The organism is Proteiniclasticum sp. (assembly GCF_003514505.1).
Taxonomy (GTDB): domain Bacteria; phylum Bacillota; class Clostridia; order Clostridiales; family Clostridiaceae; genus Proteiniclasticum.
On sequence record NZ_DOPX01000026.1, the window covers coordinates 233101 to 247384 of the forward strand.

The 14284-nt window shown below is 45.4% G+C and carries 11 protein-coding genes; 3 read left to right on the forward strand and 8 right to left on the reverse strand.

Features of this window, described 5'->3' with window-relative positions; genetic code table 11:
* Nucleotides 1-51 precede the first annotated feature (51 nt).
* The 5 genes from DEF30_RS09290 to DEF30_RS09310 all read right to left on the reverse strand — a co-directional run bounded on the left by DEF30_RS09290 (nt 52) and on the right by DEF30_RS09310 (nt 8662).
* Nucleotides 52-1335 carry an L-serine ammonia-lyase, iron-sulfur-dependent, subunit alpha gene (locus tag DEF30_RS09290; protein WP_294098544.1) on the reverse strand — a complete coding sequence of 428 codons (1284 nt, stop codon included), beginning with the start codon at nt 1333-1335 and terminating at the stop codon, nt 52-54.
* A gap of 173 nt (nt 1336-1508) precedes the next feature.
* Nucleotides 1509-2210: a Crp/Fnr family transcriptional regulator gene (locus DEF30_RS09295; protein WP_294098547.1), complete on the reverse strand. Its 702-nt coding sequence runs from the start codon at nt 2208-2210 to the stop codon at nt 1509-1511.
* A gap of 144 nt (nt 2211-2354) precedes the next feature.
* A complete protein-coding gene (locus tag DEF30_RS09300; RefSeq protein ID WP_294098550.1) occupies nt 2355-4631 on the reverse strand; it encodes a GGDEF domain-containing phosphodiesterase in 2277 nt (758 codons plus the stop codon).
* Nucleotides 4632-5128: 497 nt separating this feature from the next.
* The gene (locus DEF30_RS09305) at nt 5129-7765 is read right to left on the reverse strand and encodes an FAD-dependent oxidoreductase (RefSeq protein ID WP_294098624.1); all 2637 of its coding nucleotides are present in this window, start codon (nt 7763-7765) and stop codon (nt 5129-5131) included.
* A 69-nt stretch (nt 7766-7834) separates the two neighbouring features.
* Nucleotides 7835-8662 carry a hypothetical protein gene (locus tag DEF30_RS09310; protein WP_294098552.1) on the reverse strand — a complete coding sequence of 276 codons (828 nt, stop codon included), beginning with the start codon at nt 8660-8662 and terminating at the stop codon, nt 7835-7837.
* A gap of 149 nt (nt 8663-8811) precedes the next feature.
* Here DEF30_RS09310 and DEF30_RS09315 point away from each other — a divergent pair, with 149 nt between their 5' ends.
* From DEF30_RS09315 to DEF30_RS09325, 3 genes are all read left to right on the forward strand, one after another.
* Complete coding sequence (locus tag DEF30_RS09315; protein WP_294098554.1) at nt 8812-9756, forward strand: helix-turn-helix domain-containing protein; 945 nt, start codon at nt 8812-8814, stop codon at nt 9754-9756.
* Between the two features lie 171 nt (nt 9757-9927).
* Nucleotides 9928-10914 carry an NADH:flavin oxidoreductase gene (locus DEF30_RS09320; RefSeq protein WP_294098556.1) on the forward strand — a complete coding sequence of 329 codons (987 nt, stop codon included), beginning with the start codon at nt 9928-9930 and terminating at the stop codon, nt 10912-10914.
* Nucleotide 10915: 1 nt separating this feature from the next.
* Entirely contained in the window at nt 10916-11482 is a 567-nt protein-coding gene (locus DEF30_RS09325; protein WP_294098559.1) for a GNAT family protein, read from the forward strand.
* A gap of 112 nt (nt 11483-11594) precedes the next feature.
* Here the strand turns inward: DEF30_RS09325 and DEF30_RS09330 are convergent, their stop codons facing one another.
* The 3 genes from DEF30_RS09330 to yiaK all read right to left on the reverse strand — a co-directional run bounded on the left by DEF30_RS09330 (nt 11595) and on the right by yiaK (nt 14270).
* Nucleotides 11595-12050 carry a nucleoside deaminase gene (locus tag DEF30_RS09330; RefSeq protein WP_294098563.1) on the reverse strand — a complete coding sequence of 152 codons (456 nt, stop codon included), beginning with the start codon at nt 12048-12050 and terminating at the stop codon, nt 11595-11597.
* A gap of 258 nt (nt 12051-12308) precedes the next feature.
* On the reverse strand, nt 12309-13076 hold the full coding sequence (gene heR, locus DEF30_RS09335) for a heliorhodopsin HeR (RefSeq protein ID WP_294098565.1): 768 nt from the start codon (nt 13074-13076) through the stop codon (nt 12309-12311).
* 189 nt (nt 13077-13265) lie between these two features.
* Nucleotides 13266-14270: a 3-dehydro-L-gulonate 2-dehydrogenase gene (gene yiaK / locus DEF30_RS09340; protein ID WP_294098567.1), complete on the reverse strand. Its 1005-nt coding sequence runs from the start codon at nt 14268-14270 to the stop codon at nt 13266-13268.
* Nucleotides 14271-14284 lie beyond the last annotated feature (14 nt).

Here is a 14284-nt window from a genome sequence, read left to right on the forward strand (position 1 = left end):
TCAAAAAAAAACGGCCAAAGTACTCCAGAAAGAAGCTTCAGCCGTGTGATTTTATGTGGTTTTTCGTTTGTTTTCCTTATCCAGCATGATGCCAAGAATGATCCGGTCTGCTTCTTGTCCGCCTTCACAGCTGAGAATCCCCAGATTTTCTATGGTTTTCTCCGCATCTTCCTCGATGATTCCCTCCTGGCACCCAATGGCGATGCCGCTTAAGGCCAAGGTGGAAGACATGCAAGCTGCACTGGTGCAGGTGGCCACTTTTAAGGCGCATCCGCCTTTGGCTCCGTCACAGATCATTCCTGTGACGTTCCCCAGCATATTTTGGATGGCACCATGGATCTCCTTTTTCTTCCCGCCCAGAAGATACGTAATCCCGCAGCTGGCTCCTGTGGCGGCAATGGTTGCTCCGCACAGCGCCGACAGCCTGCCGAACTTGGTTTTCATATAGATGGTGATAAGATGGCTAAGAGCCACAGAGCGCAGAAGAAGCTCTTCTGACAGATTCATTTTCTCCCAGTAGGCAATGACAGGTAGAGTCGCTGTAATCCCCTGATTGCCGCTTCCGGAGTTACTCATGACGCTTAACGATGAACCAGCCATTCTTGCATCAGAACCACCTGAAGTCAGTGCCATGGCATAATTGATGGGATCATTGGACTGGTGACCCTTTTGCATGGCTTCAAAAAGTGTTTTGCCAACCTTCAGTCCATACTCTCTCCGGATTCCCTCTTCTCCAATTCTCTTGTTGATTCGGATGCTTTCTTCCACTTTACCCAGTTTCTCCACTGGGACGCTCTCGATGAACTCCAGAATCGTCTCCATATTCATGAAGCTGTATTCTTCCTCTTTCTGAAGAACCTGTTCCTTGAGATTAAAAAGCACCTCACCGTCTGCTTCAATATGTGTGATGTTGGTATGCCTGTCTTCGATGATGACTTTTGAGTAGCCCTGCAACGATGTTGCACGCACCTCAATATATAGTTTTTTAACTGTATCTGCCTTCTTGATTCTGATCCTGCCCGCAGAGATCATACGTGTGGCTTCCAGAATATTGTCTTCACTGAGGCCAGACAGAACTTCAAGTTTTCTGTCCGCATCCCCTAAAGACCCTAGAGCTGCCGCCAGATTCATCCCAGTTTTCCCTGTGCCAGGAATGGACACACCCATGGCATTTTTGATGATGTTTCCACTGGCATACACCTCAAGAAACTCCAGTGGCTCTTTCAGATGCTTGCTGGCAACGGCAGAAGCCAGCGCGATGGCAATGGGCTCTGTACACCCCAGAGCAACAACAAGTTCCCGATCAAGAACTTCCAGAAAAGCTTGTTCATACATAAAATTATCCCCCAATATTTCCCCTTTGTTACTTCCCATTATAACGGCGAAGAGAGGAAAGTTCCACCGGATTTTCCTTGAAACAGAATGAAAACCACAGGAATCCCAAAGATTTTCACCTGGCGCTACAAATCATTCTCACAGCCTGAACACCAGTCGCTCCCCTGTGTACATCAGAGGTTTTTCAAGGTCTCTTTCTGGAGAATCCGGATACGGTTTTGTGGAAGAGAAACCATGAGACCTTTCTCCTCGAACTCTACAAGTTTTCTGCTGATGGTTTCAGGAGTCGTCCCAAGAAGTGATGCCAAATCCTTCTTCATCATGGGAAGCGTGACGGTATCCTTCTGATTTTCCTCCATGAGACTCAGTAGGTACAGTGCAATCCTTGTCTCCACTTTTTCAGTGGCAATGGCTGCTGTCTGCCTTTCCTGGGCATCCAGACGCTTCGAGAACTCACTGAGGATTTCCATGGAGATGGTAGGATACTTCAGAAGCAGCCTTTGAAGATCCTCTCTGCGGATGCTGCAGATTCTTGTGTCTTCCAAAGCTTCTCCATAGGAATCATGGACCTTTTCATTAAACAGCGCCAGCTCCCCTGTAAAATCTCCTGGCTGAAGAATCCTTAAAAGCTGCTCTTTCCCCTGCTCTGAAAGCCTGTAGATCTTCACCCTGCCCTGGCTGATGATATAAAGGGCATCAGAAGATTCTCCCGCCTGATACACCAGCTCCCCTTTACGGTAAGACAGGCTTTCGATGAGCGCGGAGATTTCTTCCATTTTATCTTCCTCCAGGTGATTGAAGATGGGCACCCTGCTGATGCAGCTTTTCTCGCTGAGGCCATGGCTGCAGCCATGACCACAGGTTCCTTCACTCATACTGCTCCCTCCCTCTTTTTATTCTTTCACTACCTATTATACTCCAAATCCAATAGATGTTGTTTTAGAAGTATATTCTCCCTGTTTCCCTGAAAGATGAATAAAACCCCGGTTCCCACCGGGGTTTGCTTATCTTTCTTTATGCTAAGAGGACAGTTCTCTGAAACCATTCCCTGGTTTTTCTTTTGTGAGCATCTCCAGAGCTTTCTCCTTCTCCAGGGGCATGCTGATATAGTAGCCTTGGGCATAATCACACTGATGCTTCTTCAGAAAATCCAGCTGCTCTTCAGTTTCCACGCCTTCTGCCACCACCATGAGCCCCACACGATGGGCCATGGAAATGATGTCTATGGAAATATAGGAAGGTTTTTCATTCTCTTTGATTCTGCTGATGAAATGCCTGTCCAGCTTCACGGCATCTATGGATAGCTCTCGAAGTCTTGCAAGGGAGGAGAATCCTGTGCCGAAATCATCCATGGATACTTTAATTCCCTTCTTTCTGATCTGTCTCAGCTTCAGGTTGATGAGATCAAAATTGTCAGAAAGGATGGATTCTGTAATCTCAAACTCCAGCATCTCCGGATCCGCTTCATACTCTTTCAACACTTCTTCCACATGGGATATGAATTCTTTTCTTAATAGCTGCAGCACTGAAATATTGACAGCCACCGTTAGGCCTTTCCTGCCCGCTTGATCCAGCTCATTCAAAAAGCCACAGGCTTTTTTCAGGATCAGAAGCCCCAGATCATAGATCAGATGGTTTCTTTCTGCTATGTCAATAAACTCCAAAGGAGGAATCATCCCATAGACTGGAATCCTGAATCTTGCCAGAGCCTCAAAACCCATGATTTTTTCAGTCTCCAGACTGATCTTTGGTTGAAAGTGCAGGAAAAAGATGTCACTTTTGAGGTCTTTCTCCTCAAGGAGCAGTCTGAGATTTCTCAAGATGCTTCTTTCCCTTTCCGCATGCTCTTCCATTTTCTCGTCAAAATAAGGAATGCTCTCCACATCATGCTGGGCATTCTTTCCAACGGCAATGGCCGCTGCTTTCAGGAGCGCCGCAGAGCTTCTGAACTGGCCAGTATCAGGCACAACGCCTATCCTCACCTGCAGTCTGTCTCTTTCATCTCCTGTGGAGAAATCCTGAGAAAAGAGATTCTGCAGATTTCTCAAAAACCCTCTGTTGCCTTCATGGCTGCAGGTTTCGCAGAATAATCCCAGATACTCCCCATCCAGAAAGAACAGCTCCTGGTCTGTCCCCATTTGGGTCCGGATTCTCGCTGAAACTTCCTTCAGAAGAAGCTCACCGTATTCATAGCCATAGGTGTGGCTGAGCATGGCAAGGTTTTCCAGATGAAGCAGAATGAAATCTTTCCCCTGGAGCCGATGATTGTGGATTTCTTTATTCACATACTCTCTGAAGAACTGCTCATTGGGAAGCCCTGTTCTTTCCTCATAATATGCAATCTCATAGAGCTTTCTGCTCTTCTTGAATGCATAGTACAGCGTCCCAGTGACAATAAGAAAGATCACAATGAATATGAGAACCCCGATAAAGATGATCTTTTCCACTTCAAGATCCATCCCTCGAAGATCCCAGGCCAGTAGAAGAAGACCTTCCTCCTCTTTGGCTGACACCGGAGTCACTGTGAGAAAAACAGGTATGCCCTTCATTTCTGTTCTTCCAGTTCTGTAGACAGTTTCCATATTCATCTGAAGCGAAAGCTCAGCATACTTCTTTCCAATATATGAAACCTCACTGGAGGCCCGGACGGTCTCATCCCGGTCTAACAAAAGCACAAGATAAGGATTATGTTCGTCATAGATTTGATTCAAAAGAGCCTGGGAATCAAACTGGGCCATGAAGCCATTGATGCTCTCTGCAAGGACCCCCAGCTGATAGAAGTATCCATCACTTCTTCTGATATAAACATATTTATAATGAAGTTTCGATTCTGTATCCTGGCGGATGTTTTCCTCCAGATAATAGTCTCCACTTTTTTGGTATCTCTCCACAGGATGGCCCGGCGAAGGGCTCCAGCCCACAAACTGTCCATCCATGCTGCTCACAAGAGTTCCTTCCGGATCATACAGGTAGATGGCATCCAGCTGCAGTTTCTCTCCAAGAACCTTCAGATTCTCCTCATCTGTGACGCCATCATAAAACAGCACCGATTCCGCAGCAGCTCTCATTTTTTGGCCAAGGATTTCTTTGAACATACGGTACGCTTCTGAAGAGTTTTCTATGCTCGCTTTATAACTTCTGGCAAGATTTTCTGAAGAGTTCTCAAAGGTCTCATACTGATTCTTGACCCGGTTCTTCACAACAAGGTACGTGGCGGAAGTGAAAAGAACAAACAGCAGCAGACAAGGCACCAGAAAATATAGAAAATGCAGTCTTTTTCTTCTATTCTTTCCCATATATTCACCAACTTCTCTTTTTAAAATTATTTAATCTTAATTTAAATTTATCAACTGACTATTAGGTTGTCAATGAATATTATGAATGTTCTGTTTCAAGGAATAAACTAATCAGATTCGCATAAAATAACAAATTATTCTGTGAATTATTGCATATACTTCGAGAAACGTCTATTCAATCCAACAGCATAACATAGTTCTTACTGAAACTTATTGTTTTATACATAAATGAATAAAAACTCTATGAATACACTATTTATAAATCGGCTTAATTTTCTTGTTTTATTTTAATTTTTACAATACTATATTTAACAAAACAAAAATACATCAGTTGCCCCTTTTTCGACATGAGTCCAATTCATGCTAGATCTTATGCAAAAAAAAGGAGCATCCTCATTTCTAGATACTCTTTTTCATCATCTCTTCAAAACATCAAATTTGAGCAGCTGGAAGATGGGGGTACCCCATCTTCTCTACTCTTTATCACTGTTGACTTTTTAGCCCAGGATTCTGCGCATCACTTTCTTCTTCGCAATACGCACCTTTCTTTTGAGCACATTTTTCACGATCAGTGGTTTCAGCTTCGGAAAATCCACCCCAACGGCATCGTAGACTTTCTCCATTTTTATCGCATCGAACTTGCATCTGGTGGAGCATGCACCACAGCCTACACAAAGGAACGGATCCACCACAGATATCCCACAGGACAGGCAGCGCATGGTCTCATTCTTGATCTGTTCTGGCGTTAAGATGCCTCTTGGATCACTGAACCCGAAAGTCTTAGTCTCTTCTCTTACCGTATATACCCGTTCTCTGCTTACAGTATCATAGCCTCTGAAATCCACAGCATTCTTATCCACGGATACGAAGACTTTGTTGCTTCGTCCATAGACAAGGCTCTGGCCTCTATGGACAAATCGGTGAATAGAAATGGCTGCCTCTTTGCCATGGGCGATGGCATGGATGGCGTACTTGGGTCCTGTGGCTGCATCTCCCCCTGCAAAAATGTCCTTGATGCTGGACTGAAGAGTCTGTGGATCCACAGCGATGGTGCCATTTGGATGAATCTCGATTTCCATACCATTAAACATGTCTCCCCAATGGATCTGTTGTCCTACAGACAGAAGGATGGTATCCGCTTCAACGGTGATGCAGTCCTCTGGATCGAACAGCGGACTAAACTTTCCATTGTCATCCAAGGTACGTAAACACCGCATAAACTCAATGGCATAAGCCTTTCCGTTTTCAGTGAGAATGCGTTTGGGACCGTAGCCATTCATGATGGCAATGCCTTCTTCTAAAGCTTCGTGCACCTCATCCTGTAAAGCAGGCATCGAGTCCCGCTCTTCAAGACAGAACATCTGAACCCCCTCATGATGGAGTCGGGAGGCCGTTCGGGCCACATCAATGGCTACATTCCCGCCCCCGATGACTACGGTTTTTCCAAGAGGAGCTGCAGGTTCCTTTTGGGATACTTCTCTTAGGAAATCCACACCTTTAATCACGTTAGGCGCATCCTCTCCATCCAGAGACAGCTTCTTTCCTTTCTGTGCGCCAATGGCCACATAAAATGCCTGGAAGCCCTTCTCCCGAAGCTCTTTTATGGTGATGTCCTTCCCCACCTCTACGCCGGTGATGAACTCGACGCCCAATGTCTTTAGGATCTCGATTTCAGCTTTTATGACATCTTTCTGGAGCCTGAACGCTGGTATACCGTACCGCAGCATCCCGCCCATCTCCTGTTCTTTTTCAAAAACACTCACCTGATATCCTTCCACCGCCAGATAATAAGCACAGCTGAGTCCTGATGGACCTCCTCCTAAGACTGCAATCTTCTTATCATAGCTTTTCTTGATCTCCGGGATGAAGCGCCGGTCATTATGAAGATCCTGCTCTGCAATGAATTTTTTGATGTCATCTATGGCAACAGAAGCATCAAGACCGTTTCTCGTACAGGCATTCTCACAAAGGGCTGGACAGATGCGGCCGCAGACCGCCGGGAAAGGGTTGTCCTTCTTGATCATGGCAAGAGCTTCCTCAAACCTTCCCTGAGAAGCCAGCTTGATGTAGCCGGGTATGGAAATATGTGCCGGACAGTCTGTTTTACATGGAGCCGTGCCCGTTTCCAATGTCTCTTTTCTATTGGTACGGTACTCAGGGTTCCATTTGTCCGGTCCCCACTCTGTATCGCTTGGATACTCCGTGCGAGGGGATACCTTCACCTCATCCTTGACACACAGTTTATGTCCCAGTCTGATGGCATTGGTGGGACAGACCTCCACACATTCTCCGCAGCCCACACACTTAGTCTCATAGATGGTGCTTATATAGTTGGAGCGCACCATATCGGGATTATTGTACATACTGGCAGCCCTGAGCGCGTAGCAGCTGCAGCCGCAGCAGTTACAGATGGCATGGGTATGACCGTCTCCTTCCGTATTGGGGATGGAGTGCATAAGGCCGTCCCGCTCTGCTTTTCGGATGATCTCAAAAGCTTCTTCTTTGGTCACTTCCCGCGCCCGCCCCGTCCGGATGTAGTATTCCGCGGCATCGCCCAGCTGAATGCACATATCCTCTTTCAGATGTCCGCACCCCTGATTGAGCTCTTCTCTTGAAGTTCGGCAGGAACAGTCCGATACGGACAGGATCCGTGCTTCATTGATGTACTTGGATACCTCTTCAGAGGAAGCTCTTCTGGAGGATCCGTCTATGGAGGACTCAATGGGAATCACCCGCATAAGCCCCAGTCCCACGGGGAAATTTCCAGCAGCAATAGGATTTCTCATGAGACCATAGTCATCGAAGGCTTTCCCGATCTCCGGATACTTGGCTGTATTCTCCTTATTGTTCACGACCATTTCAAAGATTCCGGGGACCCAGGTTTCATACCAGTAGGTATCCTCCTCCCCTTCCCGTTTCACCGTAGCAACGCCTGCCATGGCCAGCTCCCAAAGAAGCTCCTTGGTGCGCTCCAGTGGCTTCTTGCACTTTCTGGAGATCTCCTCTGCAGTTAAGTGAACCCGATACTCCAGAGCCAGGGCAACTTCAGCCATTTCTTCTGTGACAATCTTCTCCAGAAGCTTGAACCTGGGATCTGTTTCGGTGACTCCATTTTTGGAGCCCATTTTTGTCATGGATACTTTATTTACGAATTTCAGTAAATTGATCTGAGTGGTCAATGGATTTCTCTCCCTTCCATCTGTCTAGTAGGCATAGTATTTTTCAGAGTATTTCAGAACAGTCTCTTTCTTCCGTGCTTTGGAAAACACATACAGAACATAGATGATATGAAGCGCAAAATTCACGATTCCCCAAATTCTCAGAAAATCCGCACTGAACCAGGCACTGGAATCCATCACCGGCGTGAAGATGTCATAAGAAGCACGGATCAGAAGATGAACCGCTAAAGTGTATACTCTTGCCATGAGCCAAAGATCTACGCGTTTTTTAAAGAACATCCAGATCTGAGGAACAAGAAGGATGCAGAGACTGGAGGCAAAATAGGAAATGTTCTCCCCATACACAAAAGCCGCATTCCAGGTCACATAGAGCAGACACCAGGCAAGAGGCAGATCCGCAAGAATCTCTGCAAAAGTGTTCTTCCCATCATTCTTACCCACTCTCCAGTGTTTCGTTGGCAAAGGTATTGTCACGCAGAGCATCAGTCCGCAAGCTGCATTAAAGTAGTACCCTGAAGATACATCCTGAAGCATGGCTTCAATGATGTTCAGCATGAGGATGGCGTAGAGAATCCACATGGGCCACTTCTCTTTCAGCCTCATAAGGCTTTTCTCATGATGTCCATCGTTGGAAATCCTGATGTAATTGAAAAATACCAGTGGGATCAGAATGCTGATGGTTTTCACCCATCGGAACCAGGAGTCGATGTTTAGGAACCAAAGAGGAAAAGAGCACAGGGCAATGATGGAAAACCACTTGTAGAACTGCTGCTTTTCTCTAGAGTATTCCAGAAAGAGAAACAAAAAGAGCATGTAGAAGACCATGGAAACAAAAATACTTAATAATGGCATGATACTCCTCCTTATATTGTTACTGAATTAACAATATAAGATTCTATGGATTCCTACAATACATATAGACCGAGTTTACTCAGCCTAATTGTCATATTTTTAACAGTATGCTAAGATGAGCTAAAGTATGGAATGACTGTGAGGTTCCCATGGATCAGAACTGTAAAGATGTGTTTGAAGTCTACAATCTGCCTTTTGAATGCTATTTCAACGCCAGCATGAATCATGAAGAAACTGCCCATGATGAGATTGAGTTTGTCTGGCTTTTGGACGGCGAAGCCACCGTATGGTGTGAGGGGAAGGAGTACACTCTTTTGCCGGATACCGTGTTTATTTTTTATGTGAATCAACGACACGCCATGAGGTCGGAGGGGCCAACCTATTCGGCTTCTTTCCGGTTCAAGAGAAAGTATCTGGAAGATTTGAATCTCTATTTCGAGCGCCTCCCCTTTCAAAACAGAGTCTTCACCTTTGATGAACTGGCACACAAATATCATGAGGTGCCCCTCATCATGTCTCAGCTCATTCTGCTGATGAAGTCCGGCGGGTCCACTGTGAATATCCGCTACAAGCTCATGGGATTTTATAATATGTATGTCTTTGACCTGTACTCCGTTCGTCTTCAGCAAAAATATCTCGACATCAAAAAGAAGAACTATGACGAATATCTTCTCCGATTTCAGAAAATCAGCACGTATATAGAAGAGAATTACCATGAAAAAATCACCTTGGCTGCTTTAGGAAGCCTTACTGGAATCAGTCCTACAAGACTCTCCCACTTTATCAAGGAAATTCTGGGTATTTCCTTTCAGGAGTATCTCCATAAGATTAGGCTGGAAAAGGCGATTTTTGCTTTGAAAAATACAGACATGCCAGTGAGAGAGATTGTCAAAGCCTCTGGCTTCAGTGATCAGAAATATCTCAATGCCATCATGAAGGATCTTTTTCACTTGACCGCCCATCAGTACAGAAAAATCATGAAAGATGAGGTTCATTTTGGGGTGGAGGATTTCAGCTATCCTGATATGATCCATGAGTTCTCCCATAAGCTCCATAAGATGAAAACTTCTGCTTTTCCGGTTTTGGACGTCTAAGTGTTCTGCAGCTTCTCTACTGTGCAGAGCTATTGAAGGGGATGAAATCGCGCCAAAAAAATCAATACAAAACCGGTGATTTTCCGTATACTGATATTATGTAGGATGTCCACAGAACCTTTAACATATCTATGTGGATGAAGAAAACGCCCCAATGAAAGGATGTTACTTATGAGTTTAATTCTTACTCCCCTCTCCACGCAAAAATTCACCCTGAAGAACAGGCTGGCACTGCCGCCCATGGCCACTGCCAAAGCAAAGGCTGATGGAGCTATGAGTGATGAGATCCTAAGTTATTATGATGAAAAAACACAAGATCAGAACCTGGGCCTTGTAATCGTGGAGCACAGCTTCATTTCTGAAGAAGGCCGTGCCAATAAAAATCAGCTTTCCGCCTCCAAGGACCATCATGTGGAGGGTCTTCGGGCTCTTTCGGATCTTCTTAGAAGAAATGGAGCATTCTCCTGCCTTCAGATCAATCATGCCGGAATGTATGCAAGGCCCAATGACGCATCTGTAGTGCCCTTTGGGGTATCCAATCATCCGGAGAAGGAAGTGCGGGTGATGACGGAAAAGGACATAAAGAAAGTGATTTCCGATTTCAGTGCTGCTGCCAGAAGAGCCAAAGAAGCCGGGTTTGATGCAGTGGAAATCCATTCTGCCCATGGATATCTTCTCAATCAGTTCTTCTCTCCCCTGACCAACAAAAGAACCGATCACTATGGCGGATCTCTTGAAAACAGGAGAAGGATCCACCGGGAAGTGCTGAGGGCTGTCCGCGAGGCTGTTGGAGAATCCTACCCCGTCTTTCTACGGCTTGGGGCTTCTGATTATCAGGAAGGTGGCACCACCATCTTGGATTCTGTGGAAACCGCGAAGATTCTGGAAGCAGAGGGACTGGATCTTCTGGATGTATCCGGAGGGTTTGCAGGATATACTAATCCCCATGAAAACACACAAGGCTATTTCCGGGATCTCACAGGAGAGCTGAAAAAGCAAATCCACATCCCTGTACTTCTTACGGGAGGCATCACGGATCTTCATGCCGCTGAAAAAATTCTTGTCAATGAGGAGTCCGATCTCATCGGCATCGGCAGAGCCATCTATAAGGATTCTGAGTTCTTAAGAAGAGAGCTGGAACATTTTAGGAGAGGATGAGATGAGTGCAGGTAAGAACCACTACGATCCGAAAAAGCTTCCTCTAAAAAACGGAGAACTCCTGACCCTCCGAAAACCTGAACAGCAGGATGCAAAGAGTATCCTCTCCTACCTGAACCAGGTGGGTGGCGAAAGTGACAATCTTCTCTTTGGCGAAGATGAGTTTCCTCTGACTGAGGCACAGGAGATTTCTTATCTCAAGAGCCTTGAAAGCCAGCCAGGTACTCTGATGCTCCTAGGCCTTTTGGATTCTGAGATTGTTTCCGTGGCACAGATCAGCAGCTTGCCAAGAAAAAGAATTGCCCATAATGCCGAGATTGCCCTCTCTGTGAAAAAAGCCCACTGGCAGAAAGGTATAGGCCGTCTTGTGATGGAAGAGCTTCTTGCCTTTGCAAAAAACTCAGGCACCATCCGCACTGTGAGCCTTGGTGTCAAAGCGGACAACGAAACCGCCATTCGTCTTTATGAGAAGCTGGGGTTTGAGAAGACTGGTGTCCATAAAGACTATTTCCACATACGGGGTGAATACTTCGATGAACTGCTCATGGATCTTCGCATTTCGGAGTAGTGGAAAAAAAGTGCTAAATGATTGAAAAGAAAGAAGCTTATCCGTCTCACTTGGATAAGCTTCTTTCTTATGGTTTATGTTCATTTTCTTATAGTTTGGACAAGAATTGCTGCTATTTTCCAAAGTACTCTCTCAGTATCTCTAAACTCTCTTCCCTTAAAACACCTGCTGTCACCTTAGGCTTATGGTGGGAATGGTGAAAAACAATCTCCGAACATTTGGATCCTTCCCCACCTAAGATCTCTTCTAAATCCATATTGCTGGCAGCGTAGTGAAGTTCTCCAAGCTTTGCCCAAACCATGGCTCCACTGCACATGAAACAGGGTTCGCAGCTAGAATAAAGGGTATATTCAGAAAGGTCCGTGATCCCCGTTTCCTGACAGAACTTGCTGATGAGTCCTGTTTCTCCATGGAGCGTCGGATTTGTCATGGTGTGGATCTGATTTTCATAGGTGCAGACAATCTCTCCATCTTTCACAAGAACTGCCCCAAAGGGCTCATTTCCGTGCTTCATCGCCAAAGCGGATAGGTTTATTGCTTCTTTCATAAAGTATTCATGATTTGACATAATATCGTCTCCTTCGTTTATATCGTTAGGCTTTGATGCCATCTCATCGTGCAGCAAAATGCTTATGGATATTTTTTTGCCCATAGCATTTTTCTTATCTCTCAGTTTATCCTATCCGGGGGATACTTTGTCCTGATTATTTCTAAAGTTTATATGAACATTCAGATTCCGCTGATTTTACAGATGCTGGTCAAAAAGAACCCTGAAGTTCTAATGCAAACCTCAGGGTTCTATAAAAGGGGAGATGTGATGATTACTTTATGGCTGCATGGCTCCGAAGAGAACCAGCCAGGCCAGGATGGATTTTGCCACCAGGCTTAAAATGATATAGACTCTTTCTCCATAGATGTAATCTTTCCACTTACCGATGCCTTTATACTGAAGCACCATGTTTACCGGGAAGGTATTGAAAGCTACAAAATAGGTTCCGATAATTGCCCATACAAACCATGGCACATCGCTGAAGTTACCGGTACCAAACATATAGAGAAGAATGGCGATCCATGGAGCGATACCTGCAATGGATCCCCAGATAAAGGGTCCCCAGATGACCTTGTCCTTTTTACGTCCTGCGTTCAGCTGCTCCATGACAAGTCCAAAGAGGTTCATAGATGCATTGACAATAAAGATCAGAACCAGGGAAGCAATGTCATAAATACCAAAAAGTGTGGAGATCAGAACGATCATGATGGAGGAACTCAAGGAATACTCAAACCATCTGAACTGATTGATGCCTAATTCCAGATCTGTCCCATACTTCTCATTGAGCTTTTTAGGAAGAGAGATGAGGAAATGAGCCGCAGCGGAAATGAGAAGGAATGAAGCTACAAGGATTCCGAAGGGCAGCTGGAAAAGTTCTTTGGACTGAAGCTCCAGGCTCATGGTTTCTGTATTGAAAGCCAGGAAGTTCTGCGTGATCACCGGTGAAAACTCTGCGATCTGCTGAATCACTGTGGTGGCCAGAAACAGCATCGCCACGCCCTGCACAAAATGAAGCACCCCCATGATCAGGTTAAAATTTCTCAATTTCTTTAAAGTGATGGGTTTCATAAATTTTCTCTCCTCTCGACTTATTCACATATCGTGTTCATTGATATCATCCTAAACCTAATATTCACATTACGAAATATATTCTGTTGTAATGAACCACTAAATCACAATGTGTGATTATTATGAGAATACAAAGCCGGCTGAACATACAGCCGGCTTTGTATTCTATAGAGACTCAATTATTTTCCAGACTTTTTCTTCTACGGGAATCCCCATTCTAAGGTTTTCTTCCCGTCGCTTTATGGTGGACTCCCCTGGATAGTATACTGCCCCTCCCTCTCTTAAAGGTTCCGAATCTTTGGTGAAGGAAATAATACGTTCTGTCATTTTTCCAATCTCTTCCACACTGGAGAACTTTCTGGGATCTATGTCCAGAAGAATCTGAGACAGTCCTTTTTCTTTCATGGAGTCGCTGGGAATCTCAGAAACACTATCCCCTCCAGCTAAGATGGAAGCGATCATATCAAGAACCAGGGAGAATCCGCTGCCTTTCCAGAATCCTATGGGAAGCACCTGGGAGCTTTCCAGGATCTTTCCAGGATCCTTGGTAAGATTCCCGTCTCTATCATACCCGCCTGGAACCGGAAGCTCTTTTCCTGCAAGCTTTAAGGTCTCCATTTTTCCGTAGGAGAACTGGGAGAGTGCCATATCCACCACAATATGGGCTCCATCTTTTCCTGGGACCGCCATGATAAATGGATTGTTTCCAATGCGCAGATCTTTCCCGCCATAGGCTGGCATATTGGGCATGGTATTGGTCCAGCAGATGCCGATATACCCTTCCTCTGCCGCCTGCCATCCAAATGCGCCACCTCGAAGCCAATGGTTGGTGTTTCTTAACGCCACCAGTCCAATGCCAAACTGATCCGCCAATTCACAGGCTCTTTTCATGGCTCTCTTGGCGTTGAGATTTCCAATGCCAAGCTGTCCATCCCACCTCTCCATGGCCCCAAAGGACATCTCGCAGAGGGCTTCTTTATCCACCTCTATGATACCCGCATCAATCTGGCTGATGATCCTTGGGAAGCGGTTGACCCCGTGGCTGTAGACTCCATCGAGGCTTGTTTTTGCAAAGTTCTCTGCGGCTTCGTAGGCTCTTTCCTCTGAGAAACCTCTCTTCAACAAAATCTTCTTGAAGGTTTCCAGCATATCGTCATAGTAAATCCTCATAAGTAAACTCCTTC